The organism is Pseudomonas eucalypticola (assembly GCF_013374995.1).
Classification (GTDB): domain Bacteria; phylum Pseudomonadota; class Gammaproteobacteria; order Pseudomonadales; family Pseudomonadaceae; genus Aquipseudomonas; species Aquipseudomonas eucalypticola.
Genome location: NZ_CP056030.1, coordinates 5681379 through 5698843 on the forward strand (window position 1 = coordinate 5681379; position 17465 = coordinate 5698843).

Here is a 17465-nt window from a genome sequence, read left to right on the forward strand (position 1 = left end):
TTCTTCACCTTAATCAAACCTGCGCGATCCACTTGCGATGGGTATGGATCGACATCAAAACCCCAAACGCTGACATCAGCGTCACCAGCGAAGTTCCGCCGTAACTAATGAAGGGCAGCGGCACGCCTACGACGGGCAACAAGCCACTGACCATACCGATATTGACGAACACGTACACAAAAAAGGTCATGGTCAGGCTGCCGGCCAGCAGCTTGCCGAACAGGGTCTGGGCCTGGGCAGTGATCACCAGGCCGCGGCCAATGAGGGCCAGGTACAGCAGCAGCAAGGCGCAGATCCCCACCAGGCCGAACTCCTCGCCCAGCACGGCGATGATGAAGTCGGTGTGGCTTTCGGGCAGGAAGTCCAGGTGCGACTGGGTGCCCAGCAACCAGCCCTTGCCGAATACGCCACCCGAGCCGATGGCCGCCTTGGACTGGATGATGTTCCAGCCGGTGCCCAGAGGATCGCTCTCGGGGTCGAGGAAGGTCAGGATCCGCTGCTTCTGGTAGTCGTGCATGATAAAGAACCACATGCCCACGGCCACCGGCACGGCAGCGGCGATCACGCTGACAATCCAGCGCCAGCGCAGGCCGGCCATGAACAGCACGAAGGTACCCGAGGCCAGAATGAGCAGCGAGGTACCCAGGTCCGGCTGGCGGACGATGAGAATGAACGGCACGCCGATCAGCACCAGGCTGGCCCCCACGTGCTTGAGCGTGGGCGGCAGGGTGCGTTTGGCCAGGTACCAGGCGATGGTGGCCGGCATGATGATCTTCATGAATTCCGACGGCTGGAAGCGGATCACCCCCGGAATGTTGATCCAGCGCGTGGCACCCATGGCGTTGTGGCCCATGACATCAACGGCCACCAGCAGGATCACCCCCAGGCCGTAGGCCAGCGGCACCCAGCGCGCCATGAAGCGTGGCTCCAGTTGGGCGATCAACAGCATGGAGACAAGGCCGATGCCGAACGAGGTGGCCTGCTTGATCAGCAGGTCCCAGCTTTTGCCGCTGGCCGAATACAGCACGAACAGGCTACCGGCGGCCAGGGTCAGGAGCAGGATCAACAGCGGGCCGTCGATGTGGATGCGCTGCAGCAAGGTGGCGCGGCGGCGCATCACGTCCTCGCTGGAGAGCATGCGATCGAAATTACTCTTCACGTGCGGTTGTCTCCATTGCGGTGTTGCTGGCGTATTCGGGCTTGAGCTGGCCGTCGGGGCCCAACAGCCAGGCATCCATGACCTGACGCACGACGGGCGCCGCGACGCCGGAACCGGACTCACCGTTCTCCACCATCACCGCAACTACAATTTTGGGATTGTCGGCCGGCGCGAAACCCACGAACAGGGCGTGGTCGCGGTGGCGTTCCTGAAGCTTGGTACGGTCGTATTTCTCGCCCTGCTTGATGGCGACGACCTGAGCGGTGCCGCTCTTGCCGGCAATGCGGTACTGGGCGCCGACCGACGCCTTGCGTGCCGTGCCCCGGGCACCGTGCATCACTTGTTGCATGCCGTGGTTGACGCGGTCCCAGTCATTGGGGTCGCGCAACACGATGTCTTCCATGGGGTTTTCGTCCACCGGTGGCTGGCCTTCGATGGTGCGGGCCAGGTGCGGCCGGTTCCATTTGCCTTTGTTGGCCACCAGCGCGGTGGCCTGGGCCAGTTGCAACGGGGTAGCCTGCATGTAGCCCTGGCCGATCCCCAGAATCAGGGTTTCACCTGGGAACCAGGCCTGGCGACGAGTGATGCGTTTCCAGTCCCGCGATGGCATCAGGCCCGGGGATTCTTCGAACATGTCCAGCGACACCTTCTGGCCGATACCGAAGCGGTTCAGGTAGCTGGACAGGCGGTCGATGCCCATCTTGTGCGCCAGGTCGTAGAAGTAGGTGTCGTTGGACCGCATGATGGCGGTGTCCAGGTCCACCCAGCCGTCGCCACTGCGGTTCCAGTTGCGGTACTTGTGGTCGAAATTCGGCAACTGGTAGTAGCCGGGGTCGAACACCCGGGTGGTCGGGGTGACGACGCCGGTGTCCAGGCCTGCGATGGCCACTGCTGGCTTGATCGTCGAGCCAGGCGGGTACAGGCCGCGCAACACCCGGTTGAACAGCGGGCGGTCGATGGAGTCACGCAACTCGGCGTAGGCCTTGAAGCTGATGCCGGTGACGAACAGGTTGGGGTCGAAGCTCGGCTGGCTGACCATGGCCAGCACCTCGCCGGTTTTCGGGTCCAGCGCGACGATGGCGCCACGGCGCCCGCCCAGGGCCGCCTCGGCCGCTTCCTGCAGGTTGATGTCCAGGCTCAGGACGATGTCCTTGCCGGGGACCGGGTCGGTGCGCTTGAGCACCCGCAGTACGCGGCCACGGGCGTTGGTCTCGACTTCTTCGTAACCCACCTGGCCGTGCAGCTCGGGCTCGTAGAAGCGTTCGATGCCGGTCTTGCCGATGTGGTGGGTGCCGCTGTAGTTGGTCGAGTCCAGCGCCTTGAGTTCTTTCTCGTTGATGCGCCCCATGTAGCCCACGGAATGGGCGAAATGAGGGCCCTGGGGGTAATGGCGCACCAACTGCGCCACCACTTCAACGCCCGGCAGGCGGAACTGGTTCACGGCGATGCGGGCGATCTGCTCTTCATTGAGCTCGAACAGGATGGGCACCGGCTCGAATGGCCGGCGCCCCTGCTTCATGCGTTTTTCGAAAATGGCCCGGTCATCCGGGGTCAGGTCCAGCACCTGGACGATAAGGTCAAGAACCTGCGCCCAGTCCCCCGCGCGCTCGCGGGTCATGCTCAGGCTGAAGCTGGGGCGGTTGTCGGCGATGATCACGCCGTTGCGGTCGTAGATCAGCCCACGCGACGGCGGAATCGGCTGCACGTGCACCCGGTTGTTCTCCGACAGCGTGGAGTGATACTCGTACTGGATCACCTGCAGGTAATACAGCCGCGCCACCAGCGCGCACACCATCACCATCACCACGATTGCACCGACCACGACGCGGCCACGCACCAGGCGTGCGTCCTTCTCGTGGTCCTTGAGGTGAATCGGCTGGGACATGAAAGGCGGCTTGTACGCTTATTTGTGGTAAGGGTGCCCGGACAGCACGGTCCAGGCGCGATACAGCTGCTCGCCGATCAGGATACGAACCAACGGGTGCGGCAGGGTCAGCGGCGACAGGGACCAGCGCTGGTCAGCGCGCGCACAGACTTCCGGCGCCAGCCCCTCGGGGCCGCCGACCATGAAGTTGACGGTACGCGAGTCCAGCCGCCAGCGGTCCAGCTCCACCGCCAACTGCTCGGTGCTCCACGGCTTGCCGTGCACTTCGAGCGTAACGATACGTTCACCCGGCTGAACCTTGGCCAACATGGCCTCGCCTTCCTGACGGATGAAGCGCGCCACGTCAGCGTTCTTGCCACGTGTGTTGAGCGGAATTTCCACCAGGTCGAGCGCCAGTTCGGACGGCAGACGTTTGGCGTATTCCTGCCAACCGTCTTCCACCCACTTGGGCATGCGCGAACCGACAGCAATCAGACGCAGACGCATGGCCCGGCCTTATTCGTTGCCTGGGGTGTGGTGTGCGCCGCTGGCGGCACGGCTCTGCTCGGCGCCCTGCCACAGGCGTTCCAGGTCGTAGAACTGGCGGGCAGCCGCGGTCATCATGTGCACGATCACGTCGCCCAGGTCCAGCAGTACCCAGTCGCTTTCGCCCTTGCCTTCTTCGCCCAGTGGCTGCGCGCCCTTGGCTTTGACGTTCTCGCGAACCTTGTCGAGCATGGCGTTGATCTGGCGGTTCGAGGTACCGGTGGCGATCACCATGTAGTCGGTCAGGCTGTGCTTGTCTTTCACGTCGATCACCAGGATGTCCTGGGCCTTGACGTCTTCCAGGGCGGCCTTGGCCAGTTCAACCAGCTCTTCGCCGGATACGCTGATTTTTTGCTTGGTCATATAAAACTCGTTCAGTTCAATTGGACGCACGGTACAGCCCGTGCGCCTCGATGTAGGCCAGTACCGCGTCAGGCACCAGGAAACGTACCGACTTCCCGCTGGCCAGCAGTTGACGGATCTGGGTGGCCGACACCGCCAGGGGTGTCTGCCAGACGAAAGTAATATTCCCGCCAGGCCCTTGAAGGGCCAACGGGTCGCTGACCGACCGCGCGGCCAGCAGGTTGCGCAAGGCATCCGGCGGCTCGCTGTCGGCGTCAGGCCGCTGCAATACCAGGATATGGCAGTGCTGCAGCAGTTCTTCCCAGCGGTGCCAGGAAGGCAGGCCACAAAAGGCATCCCAGCCCAGCAGCAAGAACAGCTGGTCTTGAGCGGCGAGTTCCGCGCGCATCAGTTCCAGCGTGTCGATGGTGTATGACGGTTTGTCCCGTTGCAGTTCCCGGGCATCCACGGTCAGCGGCGCCACGCCCTCCACGGCGCAACGCACCATGGCCAGGCGGTCCTGGGGCGTCACCTGCGGGGTGTCGCGGTGCGGCGGCCGCGCGTTGGGCGTCAGGCGCAGCTCGTCAAGGCCCAGGGCATCGGCCACTTCCAGCGCGCTGCGCAGGTGGCCGATGTGCACCGGGTCGAACGTGCCGCCCAGCACACCGATACGGCGCGGGACGGGCTGGCTGCCTGGGCGGCTGACGTCACCCAAGTCAGGCAGGCTCCTGGCCGCGCAACTGGCCGTCGCCAATCACGATGTATTTCTCGCAGGTCAGGCCTTCCAGGCCCACCGGGCCACGGGCGTGGATCTTGTCCGTGGAAATGCCGATCTCGGCACCCAGGCCATACTCGAAGCCATCGGCAAAGCAGGTCGGGGTGTTGATCATCACCGAGGCGGAGTCGACCTCGGCGGTGAAGCGCCGGGCTTCGCCGAAGTTCTCGGTGGCGATGGAATCGGTGTGGTGCGAACCGTAATGGTTGATGTGATCGATGGCCTGTTCCAGGCCGTCGACCACGCGAATCGACAGGATCGCCGCCAGGTATTCGGTGTGCCAGTCTTCTTCAGTGGCCGGCAGTGCCTGGATGATGTCGCGGGTGCGTTCGCAGCCGCGCAGCTCGACACCTTTTTCGGCGAATTGAGCCGCCATGGCGGGCAGGAAGTCGGCGGCCACGGCCGCGTCCACCAGCAGGGTCTCCATCGCGCCGCAGATACCGTAGCGGTAGGTCTTGGCGTTGAAGGCAATGCGCTGGGCCTTGGCCAGGTCGGCATCGGCGGCCACGTACACATGGCAGATGCCGTCCAGGTGCTTGATGACCGGCACCTTGGCGTCGCGGCTGACGCGCTCGATCAGGCCACGGCCGCCACGGGGCACGATGATGTCCACGTACTCGGGCATGGTGATCAGCGCGCCCACGGCTTCGCGGTCGGTGGTTTCCACCACCTGCACCACGGCCGCCGGCAGGCCGGCCTCGGCCAGGCCGCGCTGGACGCAGGCGGCAATGGCACGGTTGGAGTGGATGGCCTCGGAGCCGCCGCGCAGGATGGTGGCGTTACCCGACTTCAGGCACAGGCTGGCAGCGTCGATGGTCACGTTCGGGCGCGACTCGTAGATAATGCCGACCACGCCCAGTGGCACGCGCATCTTGCCCACCTGGATGCCCGACGGCCGATAGCTCATGTCGCGGATGGCACCCACCGGGTCCGGCAGGCTGGCCACCTGGCGCAGGCCGACGATCATGCCGTCGATGCGTGCCGGGGTCAGCGCCAGGCGCTCGAGCATGGCCGGTTCCAGGCCATTGGCGCGGCCAGCGGCCAGGTCCTGTTCGTTAGCGGCTGTGAGCTCGCCACGGGCGGCATCCAACGCGTTGGCAGCAGCCAGCAGGGCGCGGTTCTTCTGCGCAGTGCTGGCGCGCGCGATCACGCGGGAGGCTTCACGGGCGGCGCGACCCAGGCGGGTCATGTAGTCAAGAACGGACTCAGTCATGGTCTCTGTGGTCTTGGCAAAGAGGAAAGCGGCTGATTATAGCTGTCTCGACCGGTCACTGACAGCGGCGGCAGGCGGATGGTCGAAAACAGTCTGCGCCGGGACAGCGATTCAGCCGTGATTAAGCCACGGATGGATATTATCCTTGCAGGTTCTTTCGTAACTTGCGGTAAATCGCCAATGCTGCTCACTGCCCTGCCCTGGCCAGACGCACGCCCCCTGCCCGACGCGTTTTTCGACCGCGACGCCCAACTGCTGGCCCGCGAGCTGCTGGGCAAGGTCATTCGCCACAAGCAGGGGCCGTACTGGCTGTCGGCCCGCATCATCGAGACCGAGGCTTATTACTTCGCCGAGAAAGGCAGCCATGCGTCGTTGGGCTACACGGAAAAACGCAAGGCGCTGTTCCTAGATGGCGGCCATATCTACATGTACTACGCCCGGGGCGGCGATTCGCTGAACTTCAGCGCCCAGGGCCCTGGCAACGCGGTGCTGATCAAGTCCGGCTACCCCTGGGTGGACGCCCATGCCGATGAAAACGCCTTGGCGCAGATGCAACTGAACAACCCCGATGCCGCCGGCAACCCGCGCCCGATCGAGCGCCTCTGTGCCGGCCAGACACTGTTGTGCAAGGCCATGGGGCTGAAGGTGCCGAACTGGGACGCCAAGCGGTTCGACCATGAACAATTATTTGTCGATGACCTTGGCATCATCCCGAAACAAATTATCCAGACCACCCGCCTGGGCATTCCCCACGGGCGCGACGAACATCTGCCGTACCGTTTCGTGGACGCTGACCATGCCCGCCATTGCACGAGGAACCCCTTGCGCCGCGGTCAAGTCGAAGGTCGCGACTTTTTCATCCTCACGCAAGGAAACTGAACATGGGCCCATGGCTCGACGGGCTGACCGCCTGGTTGTCCGCACACCCCCAATGGCTGGGCTTGGCGATTGTGCTGGTAGCCTGCACCGAATGCCTGGCCATCGTCGGGCTGATCGTGCCCGGCACGGTGCTGCTGTTCGCTATCGCCGTGCTGGCCGGCAACGGTGCGTTGTCGCTGGGCGAAACCTTGTTGCTAGGCTATATCGGCGGTTTGCTGGGGGACGCCCTGTCGTACTTCACGGGCCGCCATTTCCACCAGAACATTCGCCGCCTGCCGGGTTTGCGCCACCACCCCGAATGGATCGGCCGGGCCGAAGGCTATTTCCAGCGCTATGGCATCGCCAGCCTGCTGGTGGGCCGCTTCATCGGCCCGCTGCGCCCCATGTTGCCAATGGTGGCGGGCATGTTCGACATGCCGTTGCTGCGGTTCATCGGGGTCAGCCTGCTGGCTGGTGCCGGCTGGTCGGTGGTGTACCTGATGCCCGGCTGGGCCACCGGCGCGGCGCTGCGCCTGCCGCTGCCCGAAGGGTTCTGGAGCCAGGCCGGGGTGTTGGCCGCAGGCTTCGCCGTGCTGATTGGCTTGAGCGTCAGCGCCGCCTGGCGTTCACGGCCCCACGGCACCCGGCTGGTGACCGCCATGTGCCTGGTACTGTTGGCGGTGGTGTTCCTGGGCTGGCCGCATTTGGTGCAGTTCGACCAGGGGATCATGACCCTGGTGCAGGAACACCGTGCGCCGTTCATGGACGATGTCGCCATCGCATTGACCAAGATGGGCGACTTCCGCACTCAATTCGTGCTGGCTGCCGCGCTGGGCGCGCTATTGGTGGCGCTGCGCCAGTGGCGCCCGGCGATGTTCGCCGTGGGCACCCTGCTATTCACGGCGCTGGGCAATGGCTTGATGAAGCAGGTGTTCGCGCGCATCCGCCCGGACGTCATGACCCACCCGCTGGGCACGTTCAGCATGCCCAGTGGCCATAGCTCGGCGTCGTTCGCGCTGTTCCTGACCCTGGGGGTACTGGCCGGCCGTGGCCAGCCGCCACGCCTGCGCCTGGCCTGGCTGGTGCTGGCGGGGTTGCCCGCGGCGAGTATCGCGCTGTCGCGCGTGTACCTGGGCGCCCATTGGCCGACGGATATCCTGGCGGGCACACTGCTGGCCTGCTTCGTCTGCGCGGCCAGCCTGACCGTGAGCCAGTGGCGCCAGCCGTTGCCCGCCATGGCGCCACGGGTGTGGTGGCTGGTGATGCCAATGGTGGTGGTGTTGCTGGGTTTCTTTGCTACGCGGGACTTTTCCCACACTTTGCTGCGCTATGCCTACTGACATGGCCACAGGACCTGCAGCAGCGTCTACGCAAAAAGCTCGCCCTGCAGGTCATCCAATAACACCTGGATACCGGCCAGCCGCTCAGCAGGGTCGGTGAGGCCCAACAGGTCGATCTTGTCCTGCTCGGGGAACGGCAACAGGTAGGCCAGCTGATTGGCCAAGGACTGACGCCCGGAAACCTCAGTGCCCATGTCCAGGGCCGCCACCATGGGATGTTCGGCCAAGGCATGCAGCAACGCCACCAGGTCGTCGTCCTCTTCCAGCAACGGCGGGTCAGCGGCTTCGTCCAGCCACTCCACATCGGCGACCAGCAACTGGTCGCGCTGCAACTCGGTGCCCGTCACCTTGAACCGCCGAGTACCCTTCACGCGAATACCCAGCAGGCCATTGTCCTGCTTCTGAAAGTCGGTGATCACGGCTTCACAACCGAGCATCGCATGCCCCGCGGGCGCCGGGCCGACTTCCTGGCCCTCCAGAATGCACACCACGCCAAAGCCACCGCCCTGTTTCATGCAGCGTCCGATCATGTCCAGGTAGCGCGCCTCGAAAATCTGCAGATCAAGGATGCAACCGGGAAACAGCACGGTATTGAGGGGAAAAAGCGGCAACGTCATAGTGGTTTCCTTAAACGAACAGGCTGACGGCCAGCGGCAGGAACACCGCGGTCGACACCCCCATCAGGCTCATGGCCAACGCGGCGAAGGCCCCGCACTCCTCACCTTCCTGCAAGGCCACCGAAGTACCCACCGCATGGGCGGTCATGCCCAAGGCCATGCCTCGGGCTTCGGGGCTGTGTACCTTGAGCATGGACAACAACGCGGGGCCAAAGATCGCCCCGATCACGCCGGTGATCAGCACGAACACCGCCGCCAGCGCCGCCACCCCACCGATTTGCTCGGCCACCAGCATGGCGATGGGCGACGTGACGGATTTAGGCGCCATGGTCATCAGGATCATGTGCTCGGCGCCAAGGCACCAGGCCAGCAGCAGACCCAGGCCTGTGGCGAACACCCCGCCTAGCAAAAGCGTAGCCAACACCGGAAGCAGCAGTTGGCGGATGCGCCGCAGGTTCAGGAACAGTGGCACCGCCAGGGCGACCGTGGCCGGCCCCAGCAGGGTGCCGAGAATCTCGGTGCTTTTGCGGTATTCGCCGTAGCTGACCCCCGTGAGCAACAGCACGCCAATCACCACCAGCATCGACACCAGTACAGGTTGCAGGAACACCCACCGGGTACGTTCATAGCCAGCCAGCACCAACTGGTAGGCCCCCAGGGTAATGCCGATTCCGAACAAGGGGTGGTGGATGACCGACTCCAGCGCGCCGTGCCAGTCCAGGTTCATGGGTGTTCCCCGCGGCGGTTGAGCATTTTCTGCATCAGTTTCCCGGCGACGGCCATGGACACCAGCACCGAGATGAACAGCGTACCGACAATGGCCCAGAAATCGGCAGCGATGTCGCTGGCGTAGGCCATCACGCCAACGGCGGGCGGCACCAGCAGCAGCGGCAGGTAGCGCAGCAGGCTGGCGGATGCATCGGCCAGGGGTTTGCTCACTTCGCCCCGCATGATCAGGAACGCCAGCAACAGCAGCAGCCCGATGATCGGCCCGGGCAGCCTGTGCAAAACCAGATGATTGAGCGCCGTGCCCACCAGCTGGAACACGATCAGCCACGTCAAACCACGTAACAACATACTTTCCTCCCCTGCCCGCATCCATCGTCATTATAAGCACGCAAGGTTGATGCCTATAAACCGGCATTCGCCAACGCCATGGAAGCTTGACCGGCCCGGCACAGCGTGCTGATCTAACCGGGCGCATGCCAACGCGCCACTTAACAAGGAGAGTCTCGATGCCGTTTGTACCTGTTGCAGAACTCAAGCAGTACGTGGGTAAGGAACTGGGCTATTCCCAGTGGCTGAAAATTGACCAGGCGCGGATCAACCTGTTCGCCGAGGCCACCGGCGACTTCCAGTTCATACACGTGGATCCGCAAAAAGCTGCCCAGACCCCGTTCGGCAGCACCATCGCCCATGGCTTCCTGACCCTGTCACTGATTCCCAAGCTGATGGAAGACCTGCTCGTGGTGCCCGAGGGGCTGAAAATGGTGGTCAATTACGGCCTGGACAGCGTGCGCTTCATTCAGCCGGTCAAGGTCGACTCCAACGTGCGCCTGAAGGTGGAACTGACCGAAGTCACCGAGAAAAAGCCTGGCCAGTGGCTGCTCAAGGCCGTCACCACGCTGGAAATCGAAGGTCAGGAAAAACCGGCCTATATAGCCGAACCGTTGTCCCTCTGCTTCGTTTAATACCGGTCAGCGCTCAAACCACCCCGGTGGCTGTTTCACCGGGGGTGTTGTACGGCATACTCGGCGCCTTACTTGCCCGGATCCCGCCATGCGCCCACTCGTTCCCCTCGCCCTGACCCTGTTGATCACCGCCTGTGGCGATGGCGAGTCCCTTTCCCCACCTGACGCACGCCTGCCCGACGGCGGCCGCTACCGGGGCGAGGTGGTCAACGGCCTCTTGCAGGGCCAGGGCCGGATCGATTACCCCAATGGCAGCTGGTATGCCGGCGACTTCCAGAATGGCCAGTGGCATGGCCAGGGCGAGTGGCACGGCAGCAATGGCGAGGTGTATCGCGGCAGCTTCCAGCAAGGCCTGTTCGATGGCCAGGGCAACCTGAGCGCCAACGGCGTGACCTACGTGGGCAGCTTCAAGCTGGGCCGGCGCGATGGCGAGGGCACGCTCAAGGAACCGGGGCAGACCTACCGCGGCGAGTTCAAGGCCGACCAGTATGCCGGCGCCGGCCACCTGGAACTGGACGACGGCAGCGATTACCAGGGCGTGTTCGCCCACGGCAAACCCAACGGTGAAGGCGTGCGCAGCGACGCCAGCGGCAACCAGTTCACCGGTACCTTCGTCAATGGCGAGCTGGAAGGCCATGGCACGTTCAGCAGCTCCGAAGGCGACCAGTACATTGGCGACTTTCACCGCAGCCAGCTGCATGGCCGTGGCCGTTACGAAAGCGCCGAAGGTGACGTATGGATCGGCCAGTTCAAGGAAGGCGCGCTCAGCGGCGAAGGCGAAATGTTCGGCAGCGACGGCAGCCACTACAAGGGCCGTTTCGATGACTGGCACTTCACCGGCCCCGGTAGCCTGTCCCTGGCGGACGGCAGCGCTTACGTCGGCAATTTCGACAAGGACGCCTACGACGGCAAGGGCACGCTTATCCACAAGGACGGTGAAGTGGAAAGCGGCCTGTGGGCCAATGGCCAGCGCGTACGCGACGCCCAGGGCAAGTTGTTGCCCGATACCCTGGAATTGGGCCTGCTGAACCAGGGCGCCCTGTTGGACAAAGCATTGGCTGGCGTGCCAGCCGCCACCGGCAGCGACGTGCAGCTGTACGCCATTACCCTGGCAGGCGACGGTAAGCAGAGCGTATTCATGCGCGAGGCGGACTATGTCAGCCACATGCTGGCCAGCCGCTTCGGTGCCGTGGGCCAGGTCAACCTGACCAACCACCGCGACCACCTCGATGACCGGCCCATGGCCACCCGCGAAACCCTGAGCCGTGCGGTGCAGACTGTCGCCCAGCGCAGCAAGGCCGACGACCTGGTGTTCATCTACCTGACGAGCCACGGCACCCACGAAAACGAACTGGTGCTGGACCAGCCACGCTTGCAGTTGTCGGACCTGCCGCCCGACGAGCTGGCCGCCGTGCTGGCGCCGCTGAAGAATCGCGACAAGGTGGTGGTGATCTCTGCCTGTTACTCCGGCGGTTTCATTCCGGCCATCAAGGACGAGCACACCCTGGTCATGACCGCATCACGGGCCGACCGGGTTTCGTTCGGTTGCTCGGAGGAATCGGACTTCACCTATTTCGGCGATGCCCTGTTTGCCCAGGCGCTGAACGAAACCGACGACTTGCAGCAGGCCTTCGAACTTGCCCGCAAGCACGTTGCCGAACGTGAAGCGACGGACGGTTTCGAGGCGTCCGACCCGCAGATCTGGGCACCCAAAGGCGTGCTGGCACACTGGCAGCGACTGCGCCAGCAGCAAGCTCGGCACGCGCTGCAGAGCGCGGCACTGGGTGCCGCGGGAGAGGCAAAAAATACCGGGAGCCACTAAGCTTCCTGTATCAAGGGAGAGACATCATGTACTTGACGCCGCAGCACATCCTGCTTGCCGGAGCCACCGGTTTGACTGGTGAGCATTTGCTCGACCGCCTGCTCAACGAACCCACCGTGACGCGTGTCCTCGCCCCTACCCGCCGCCCCCTGGCCGAGCACCCGCACCTGGAAAACCCGGTGGGCACGTTCACGGAATTGCTGCCGGGCCTCAGCGGCCAGGTCGATATTGCCTTCTGCTGCCTGGGCAGCACCATCAAGCAAGCCGGCTCCCAGGAAGCCTTTCGCCAGATCGATCACGACCTGGTGGTGGCCTACGCCAAGCGCGCGCGGGAATTGGGTGCGCGGCACCTGCTGGTGATCAGCGCCATAGACGCCGATGACAAGTCGAAGATTTTCTATAACCGCGTGAAGGGCGAGACCGAACGCGACCTCAAGGCCATGAACTGGCCGCAGTTGACCATCGTCCGGCCGTCATTGTTGCTGGGCCAACGCCTGGAACCGCGTTTAAGCGAACAGCTGGCAGGGCCGCTGTCGAAGCTGATTCCCGGCAAGTACCGGGGCATCGAAGTGTGCGACCTGGCCCGAGCACTGTGGCGCCTGGCGCTGGAAGAACAGGACGGCATCCGCGTGGTCGAGTCCGACGAGTTGCGCCGGCTCGGCAAATAGCCCTGCAACCCCGCCCCACAGAGTTGCGCCGGTCAGGCATCCATGCAGGGTTACAGCCCGCCGTGGGCCTGCACGCCGAAGCCAAGCACGGTCAGCACCGATAGGGGCAACAGCAGCGTATCGAGCAAGGTGCTGAACGGCAGGTCCACCCGCGGCCAGGCGGGCGCCTGGGTGCCGAAATGGTCCGTCGCACAGCAACCACCCTCGATGGCATACCAATCCAGCCGCACCCCGGAGTACACCACCGGCGCGCCTGGCTTGGCGGCGTTCAAGGTGCTCACGGTCGCGCACCCCGTCAATTGAAGCACGGCCAGCAGGCCGATCAGTCGCTTATTCATCGCCGCCCAGGTGGTACTCACCCCAGCGCGGTAGCATGTCCTGCGGAATATTGAGCAGGTTCAGTACCCGCGCCACCACGAAGTCCACCAGGTCATCGATGGTCTGCGGCTGGTGATAGAAACCCGGCGACGCCGGCAAAATCACCGCGCCCATCTGCGACAGCTTGAGCATATTCTCCAGGTGGATGGAGGAATACGGCGCCTCCCGGGGTACCAGGATCAATTGGCGGCGCTCCTTGAGAGTAACGTCCGCAGCACGCTCGATAAGGTTGTTGCAGGCGCCCGTGGCGATGGCCGACAAGGTTCCCGTCGAGCAGGGCACGACGACCATGGCCGCCGGCGCGCCGGAGCCCGACGCCACCGGCGACATCCAGTCTTCCTTGCCGTAGACGCGAATCTGGTTGGCAGCCGCGCCTGTGTATTCAGTGAGAAAGGCTTGCATGGCCTGGGGCTTGGCTGGCAACACCACATCGGTCTCGGTCGCCATCACCAACTGCGCGGCTTTTGAGATGAGGAAGTGCACCTCACGGTCTTCGCGCACCAGGCAGTCGAGCAGGCGCAGGCCATATTGGGCGCCCGAGGCCCCCGTCATGGCCAGCGTGATACGTTCCGGGCCAATCATGTCAGGGCCTCGGCCAATTTCAGGTGCAAGCCGCCGAAACCGCCGTTGCTCATGATGACCACATGGGTACCCGGCTGCGCCTGGCTTTTCACCCGGGCGATGATGGCGTCCAGAGAATCCGCGACGATGGCCGGTACCGGGCACTGCGCAGCGGTGGCGGCCAGGTCCCAGCCCAGGTTCGGCGGGGCATACCAGATAACCTGATCGGCATCGCGCACGCTGTCCGGCAAACCGTCGCGGTGGGCTCCCAGCTTCATGGAGTTCGAACGTGGTTCGATCACCGCTATCAGCGGTGCATCGCCAATACGCTTGCGCAGGCCATCGAGGGTGGTGGCGATGGCGGTCGGGTGGTGGGCGAAGTCATCGTAGATGGTCACACCCTGCACCTGGGCCACGGTTTCCATGCGCCGCTTGACGTTCTTGAACGCGCTCAGGGCTTCGATCCCCATGGCCGGTACCACGCCCACATGGCGCGCGGCCGCCAAGGTGGCCAGGGCATTGGCAACGTTGTGCTGGCCCGTCAATGGCCAGTTCACCGTACCTTCCACCTTGCCTTCGAACAGCACTTCGAAGCGCGAACCGTCTTCACTTAGCAGGCGCGCCTGCCACTGGCCACCCTGGCCGGTAGTCTGCACCGGGGTCCAGCAGCCCATGTCGACGACGCGCTTGAGCGCTGGCTCGGTGGTGGGGTGAATCACCAGGCCTTCGCTGGGAATGGTGCGCACCAGGTGGTGGAACTGTCGCTCGATGGCGGACAGGTCCGGGAAGATATCGGCGTGGTCGAATTCCAGGTTATTGAGAATGGCCGTACGCGGGCGGTAGTGGACGAACTTCGAGCGCTTGTCGAAAAAGGCGCTGTCGTACTCGTCGGCCTCGACCACGAAGAACGGGGTATCCCCCAGGCGCGCCGACACCGCGAAATTCTGCGGCACACCGCCGATCAGGAAGCCTGGGGCCATGCCGGCGTGTTCCAGCACCCACGCCAGCATACTGCTGGTGGTGGTCTTGCCGTGAGTACCAGCCACCGCCAGTACCCAGCGGCCTTGCAGCACATGGTCGGCCAGCCACTGTGGGCCTGACACATAAGGCAGGCCCTTGTTCAGCACATATTCCACCGCCGGGTTGCCGCGCGACAGGGCGTTGCCGATGACCACCAGATCTGGCGCCGGGTCCAGTTGGGCGGCATCGTAGCCTTGGGTCAGCTCAATGCCTTGGGCCTGCAGCTGGGTGCTCATGGGCGGGTAGACGTTGGCGTCGGAGCCGGTGACGTGATGGCCCAATTCCTTGGCGAGAACCGCCAGCGACCCCATGAACGTGCCGCAGATACCGAGAATGTGAATGTGCATGATTGACCTCGCAAAACATCGAGGCAGGGTAGCCCACGGTAGGAAAAATCTCACGCGTTGATTGTTACACGCCGCTGCGATGCATCCCCGTGGCCCCCGGTTTCAGGCTTGATCGAGCTCAGGCGTTCATCTGCCGGCTGATCCCGTGCTTGCGCAGCTTTCTATACAAGGTATTACGGCTGACGCCCAACTCCTCCGCCACATGCGTCATGTGCCAGCGCTGCCGCTCCAGCACGCCGATCAAGGCGGTACGCTCGGCCTCTGCCAACGGTTGCTCAGGCTGCGGCGCCTGCACCTGCTGTTCGCGCACGTAGCCTGGCAGGTCATGGAATGCCACGTGTCCGCCTTCGCTCAAGGCCACCAGCGTGCGCAGCACATTGCGCAGTTGCCGCACGTTGCCCGGCCATGGGTAGGCCAGCAGTGCCTGGCGGGCGCGTTCTTCCAGGTACAAGGGTTCGCCGGCCGCTTCCTGAGCCAGGACGAAGTCCAGCAAGGCCGGCTTGTCGGTGCGCTCGCGCAAGGCAGGCAGTTCGATTTCAAGGCCGTTGAGGCGGTAGTACAGGTCTTCACGGAAGCTGCCGTCGCGCACCCGTTCGAGCAAGTCGCGGTGGGTGGCACTGATGATGCGCACGTCCACCGCCACGGCCTCGCCGCCCAGCGGCACCACCACGCGGTCTTCCAGCACCCGCAACAGGCGGGTCTGCAAGGCCAGCGGCATGTCACCGATCTCATCCAGCAGCAACGTGCCGCCATCGGCCTGTTGCAGCTTGCCGCGCATGCCTTCCTTGCGCGCGCCGGTGAAGCTGCCGCCGCGGTAACCGAACAACTCGCTTTCGATGAGGCTTTCCGGCAACGAGGCGCAATTGAGCGCTACGAAGGCTTTGCCGGCGCGACGGCTGGCCTGGTGCACAGCCTTGGCGAACGCCTCTTTGCCCGACCCGGTTTCGCCGTGGACCATCAAGGGCACATCCCGCTCGAACACCTTCAGGGCGCGACGAAAATCCTGCTGCAGGCGCTCATCGCCCAGGCAAATACCCGCGGCCGATGCAGGCACCTTGGCCACTGGCACCGACAACGTCAGCGGCCGCCCCTTGAGGCTGGCGAACAGTGAACGGCCATCGCGCGTACGCAGTGGCCAGCGCGTGCTGGCGTGCGGGGTCGCGCGGCCCAGCAATTCACCTAGCGAGCAATCGAAGCAGCTGTCCACCGCCTGGCCCACCAAGGTGTCGCGCCCTCGCCCCAGCAAGTTCAAGGCGCTCTGGTTGACGGCGGCAATGCGCCCCTGCTCATCGAACGCCAACAGGCCCTCGCTGAAAAACCCCACCGCCTCGGCCTGCAAATGAAAGCGCAACAGCCACTGGTCCTCGAAATGCCGCAGGAAATAATTACTTTCGATCAACTTGGCCGACAGGTTCACCAGGGTCATGGTGTGGAACTGGCTCTGGCGCGATACATCGGCCCGTGCCGAGGAGACATCCAACACCGCCAACAGCTCGCCATGAGGGTCGAACACCGGGCTGGCCGAACAGGTCAACCCGGTATGGCGGCCACGAAAATGTTCGTCCTGGTGAATGGTCAGCGCCTGTCGTTCCACCAGGCAGGTACCGATGCCATTGGTGCCCTCGCGAGCCTCGCTCCAGTCCGCGCCCAGCCAAAGCCCCGCGCGCTCGAACACCTTGCGTTCGGTAGGCGCAGTGACGCAATTGAGTATGACCCCCCGGGCGTCGGTCAGCAGCACCGCATGGCCGGCACCGGACAACTGCTGGTGCAGGCTGGCCATTTCCCCGCCGGCGATCTGCAGCACCTGCTGCATGCGCTCGCGGCTTTCAAGGATGCGCCCATGCTCCAGGACCGTGGGCGCCACTGCCAGGGACGGATCGAGGTGGTAGTCCTCCAGGCACCGCAGCCATGAACGGGCGATGGAGGGGTCGCTGGCGGGGCCGCGCGAAGGGGCCGGGCCACGGGTGACGGTCAGTACCTGGCGGGCATGACGGCTGAGATGATCACTGTGCACTTTTTATTATTCTCCCAGTGGGTTTTGCCCAGCATCCTCCAGGCGCCGCGCCAATGCAATGCCACCTTCGGCCCAGTGAACCCGGGTGTCACGCAACTGGTACAAAGTGTCACGCGAGCTGTGACGTAGCCGCCACGAACCGTTGCCACCCCCGGGCCATGCCACCGCTGCAAGCCGCGGTTTCACTAGGGCGCCGGGCACTGGCCCGACACTTGCTCTACGCTATTGAACGCCACAGACGCGTCCTCCA

18 protein-coding genes are annotated in these 17465 nt (G+C 64.2%); 5 read left to right on the forward strand and 13 right to left on the reverse strand.

Annotated features, from left to right (window positions below; translation table 11 throughout):
* Window positions 1-13: 13 nt before the first annotated feature.
* The 6 genes from rodA to HWQ56_RS25435 are packed head-to-tail and all read right to left on the reverse strand — an operon-like array spanning window position 14 to window position 5899.
* A complete protein-coding gene (rodA, locus tag HWQ56_RS25410) occupies window positions 14-1117 on the reverse strand; it encodes a rod shape-determining protein RodA (protein ID WP_176572486.1) in 1104 nt (367 codons plus the stop codon).
* Window positions 1118-1148: 31 nt separating this feature from the next.
* On the reverse strand, window positions 1149-3044 hold the full coding sequence (gene mrdA / locus HWQ56_RS25415; RefSeq protein WP_176572039.1) for a penicillin-binding protein 2: 1896 nt from the start codon (window positions 3042-3044) through the stop codon (window positions 1149-1151).
* An 18-nt stretch (window positions 3045-3062) separates the two neighbouring features.
* Window positions 3063-3530, reverse strand: a complete 468-nt coding sequence (rlmH, locus tag HWQ56_RS25420; RefSeq protein ID WP_158153458.1) for a 23S rRNA (pseudouridine(1915)-N(3))-methyltransferase RlmH — start codon at window positions 3528-3530, stop codon at window positions 3063-3065.
* A 9-nt stretch (window positions 3531-3539) separates the two neighbouring features.
* Complete coding sequence (rsfS, locus tag HWQ56_RS25425; RefSeq protein WP_008374761.1) at window positions 3540-3932, reverse strand: ribosome silencing factor; 393 nt, start codon at window positions 3930-3932, stop codon at window positions 3540-3542.
* A gap of 16 nt (window positions 3933-3948) precedes the next feature.
* Window positions 3949-4626, reverse strand: coding sequence for a nicotinate-nucleotide adenylyltransferase (nadD, locus tag HWQ56_RS25430; protein WP_158153457.1), 678 nt, complete (start codon window positions 4624-4626; stop codon window positions 3949-3951).
* Window position 4627: 1 nt separating this feature from the next.
* Entirely contained in the window at window positions 4628-5899 is a 1272-nt protein-coding gene (locus HWQ56_RS25435; RefSeq protein WP_158153456.1) for a glutamate-5-semialdehyde dehydrogenase, read from the reverse strand.
* A gap of 180 nt (window positions 5900-6079) precedes the next feature.
* Here HWQ56_RS25435 and HWQ56_RS25440 point away from each other — a divergent pair, with 180 nt between their 5' ends.
* Together HWQ56_RS25440 and HWQ56_RS25445 are read left to right on the forward strand one after the other, a co-directional pair.
* On the forward strand, window positions 6080-6778 hold the full coding sequence (locus HWQ56_RS25440; protein WP_425331920.1) for a DNA-3-methyladenine glycosylase: 699 nt from the start codon (window positions 6080-6082) through the stop codon (window positions 6776-6778).
* Between the two features lie 2 nt (window positions 6779-6780).
* The gene (locus HWQ56_RS25445) at window positions 6781-8097 is read left to right on the forward strand and encodes a bifunctional DedA family/phosphatase PAP2 family protein (protein ID WP_158153454.1); all 1317 of its coding nucleotides are present in this window, start codon (window positions 6781-6783) and stop codon (window positions 8095-8097) included.
* Window positions 8098-8123: 26 nt separating this feature from the next.
* Here the strand turns inward: HWQ56_RS25445 and HWQ56_RS25450 are convergent, their stop codons facing one another.
* From HWQ56_RS25450 to HWQ56_RS25460, 3 genes are read right to left on the reverse strand one after another with little or no spacing between them, the layout of a single operon-like run.
* Window positions 8124-8714 (reverse strand): LON peptidase substrate-binding domain-containing protein, encoded by a 591-nt coding sequence (locus tag HWQ56_RS25450; protein WP_176572041.1) that lies wholly within the window; start codon window positions 8712-8714, stop codon window positions 8124-8126.
* 10 nt (window positions 8715-8724) lie between these two features.
* Window positions 8725-9435 (reverse strand): LrgB family protein, encoded by a 711-nt coding sequence (locus tag HWQ56_RS25455; protein ID WP_176572487.1) that lies wholly within the window; start codon window positions 9433-9435, stop codon window positions 8725-8727.
* A gap of 2 nt (window positions 9436-9437) precedes the next feature.
* Window positions 9438-9791, reverse strand: coding sequence for a CidA/LrgA family protein (locus HWQ56_RS25460; protein WP_176572042.1), 354 nt, complete (start codon window positions 9789-9791; stop codon window positions 9438-9440).
* A 158-nt stretch (window positions 9792-9949) separates the two neighbouring features.
* Between HWQ56_RS25460 and HWQ56_RS25465 the strand changes: the two genes are divergently transcribed.
* The 3 genes from HWQ56_RS25465 to HWQ56_RS25475 all read left to right on the forward strand — a co-directional run bounded on the left by HWQ56_RS25465 (window position 9950) and on the right by HWQ56_RS25475 (window position 12895).
* Complete coding sequence (locus HWQ56_RS25465) at window positions 9950-10405, forward strand: MaoC family dehydratase (protein ID WP_176572043.1); 456 nt, start codon at window positions 9950-9952, stop codon at window positions 10403-10405.
* A gap of 88 nt (window positions 10406-10493) precedes the next feature.
* Window positions 10494-12227 (forward strand): C13 family peptidase, encoded by a 1734-nt coding sequence (locus HWQ56_RS25470; protein ID WP_176572044.1) that lies wholly within the window; start codon window positions 10494-10496, stop codon window positions 12225-12227.
* Between the two features lie 26 nt (window positions 12228-12253).
* Entirely contained in the window at window positions 12254-12895 is a 642-nt protein-coding gene (locus HWQ56_RS25475; protein WP_176572045.1) for an oxidoreductase, read from the forward strand.
* Between the two features lie 50 nt (window positions 12896-12945).
* Here the strand turns inward: HWQ56_RS25475 and HWQ56_RS25480 are convergent, their stop codons facing one another.
* The 4 genes from HWQ56_RS25480 to HWQ56_RS25495 form a co-directional block, all read right to left on the reverse strand.
* The gene (locus tag HWQ56_RS25480) at window positions 12946-13233 is read right to left on the reverse strand and encodes a YceK/YidQ family lipoprotein (protein WP_158153448.1); all 288 of its coding nucleotides are present in this window, start codon (window positions 13231-13233) and stop codon (window positions 12946-12948) included.
* Entirely contained in the window at window positions 13226-13855 is a 630-nt protein-coding gene (gene ubiX / locus HWQ56_RS25485; RefSeq protein WP_176572046.1) for a flavin prenyltransferase UbiX, read from the reverse strand. The genes HWQ56_RS25480 and ubiX overlap by 8 nt, the downstream gene beginning before the upstream one ends.
* Window positions 13852-15201, reverse strand: a complete 1350-nt coding sequence (mpl, locus tag HWQ56_RS25490) for a UDP-N-acetylmuramate:L-alanyl-gamma-D-glutamyl-meso-diaminopimelate ligase (protein WP_176572047.1) — start codon at window positions 15199-15201, stop codon at window positions 13852-13854. Before mpl ends, ubiX begins: the two co-directional genes overlap by 4 nt.
* Before the next feature lie 118 nt (window positions 15202-15319).
* Window positions 15320-17215, reverse strand: a complete 1896-nt coding sequence (locus HWQ56_RS25495) for a sigma-54-dependent Fis family transcriptional regulator (protein ID WP_176572048.1) — start codon at window positions 17213-17215, stop codon at window positions 15320-15322.
* Between the last annotated feature and the right edge of the window lie 250 nt (window positions 17216-17465).

Excerpts from the sequence above, each read along its gene's own strand:
- rodA (WP_176572486.1), bottom strand. The coding sequence starts at position 1,117 with ATGCGCCGCCGCGCCACCTTGCTGCAGCGCATCCACATCGACGGCCCG.
- mrdA (WP_176572039.1), bottom strand. The coding sequence starts at position 3,044 with ATGTCCCAGCCGATTCACCTCAAGGACCACGAGAAGGACGCACGCCTG.
- rlmH (WP_158153458.1), bottom strand. The coding sequence starts at position 3,530 with ATGCGTCTGCGTCTGATTGCTGTCGGTTCGCGCATGCCCAAGTGGGTG.
- rsfS (WP_008374761.1), bottom strand. The coding sequence starts at position 3,932 with ATGACCAAGCAAAAAATCAGCGTATCCGGCGAAGAGCTGGTTGAACTG.
- HWQ56_RS25435 (WP_158153456.1), bottom strand. The coding sequence starts at position 5,899 with ATGACTGAGTCCGTTCTTGACTACATGACCCGCCTGGGTCGCGCCGCC.
- HWQ56_RS25440 (WP_425331920.1), top strand. The coding sequence starts at position 6,080 with ATGCTGCTCACTGCCCTGCCCTGGCCAGACGCACGCCCCCTGCCCGAC.
- HWQ56_RS25445 (WP_158153454.1), top strand. The coding sequence starts at position 6,781 with ATGGGCCCATGGCTCGACGGGCTGACCGCCTGGTTGTCCGCACACCCC.
- HWQ56_RS25450 (WP_176572041.1), bottom strand. The coding sequence starts at position 8,714 with ATGACGTTGCCGCTTTTTCCCCTCAATACCGTGCTGTTTCCCGGTTGC.
- HWQ56_RS25460 (WP_176572042.1), bottom strand. The coding sequence starts at position 9,791 with ATGTTGTTACGTGGTTTGACGTGGCTGATCGTGTTCCAGCTGGTGGGC.
- HWQ56_RS25465 (WP_176572043.1), top strand. The coding sequence starts at position 9,950 with ATGCCGTTTGTACCTGTTGCAGAACTCAAGCAGTACGTGGGTAAGGAA.
- HWQ56_RS25470 (WP_176572044.1), top strand. The coding sequence starts at position 10,494 with ATGCGCCCACTCGTTCCCCTCGCCCTGACCCTGTTGATCACCGCCTGT.
- HWQ56_RS25475 (WP_176572045.1), top strand. The coding sequence starts at position 12,254 with ATGTACTTGACGCCGCAGCACATCCTGCTTGCCGGAGCCACCGGTTTG.
- HWQ56_RS25480 (WP_158153448.1), bottom strand. The coding sequence starts at position 13,233 with ATGAATAAGCGACTGATCGGCCTGCTGGCCGTGCTTCAATTGACGGGG.
- ubiX (WP_176572046.1), bottom strand. The coding sequence starts at position 13,855 with ATGATTGGCCCGGAACGTATCACGCTGGCCATGACGGGGGCCTCGGGC.
- mpl (WP_176572047.1), bottom strand. The coding sequence starts at position 15,201 with ATGCACATTCACATTCTCGGTATCTGCGGCACGTTCATGGGGTCGCTG.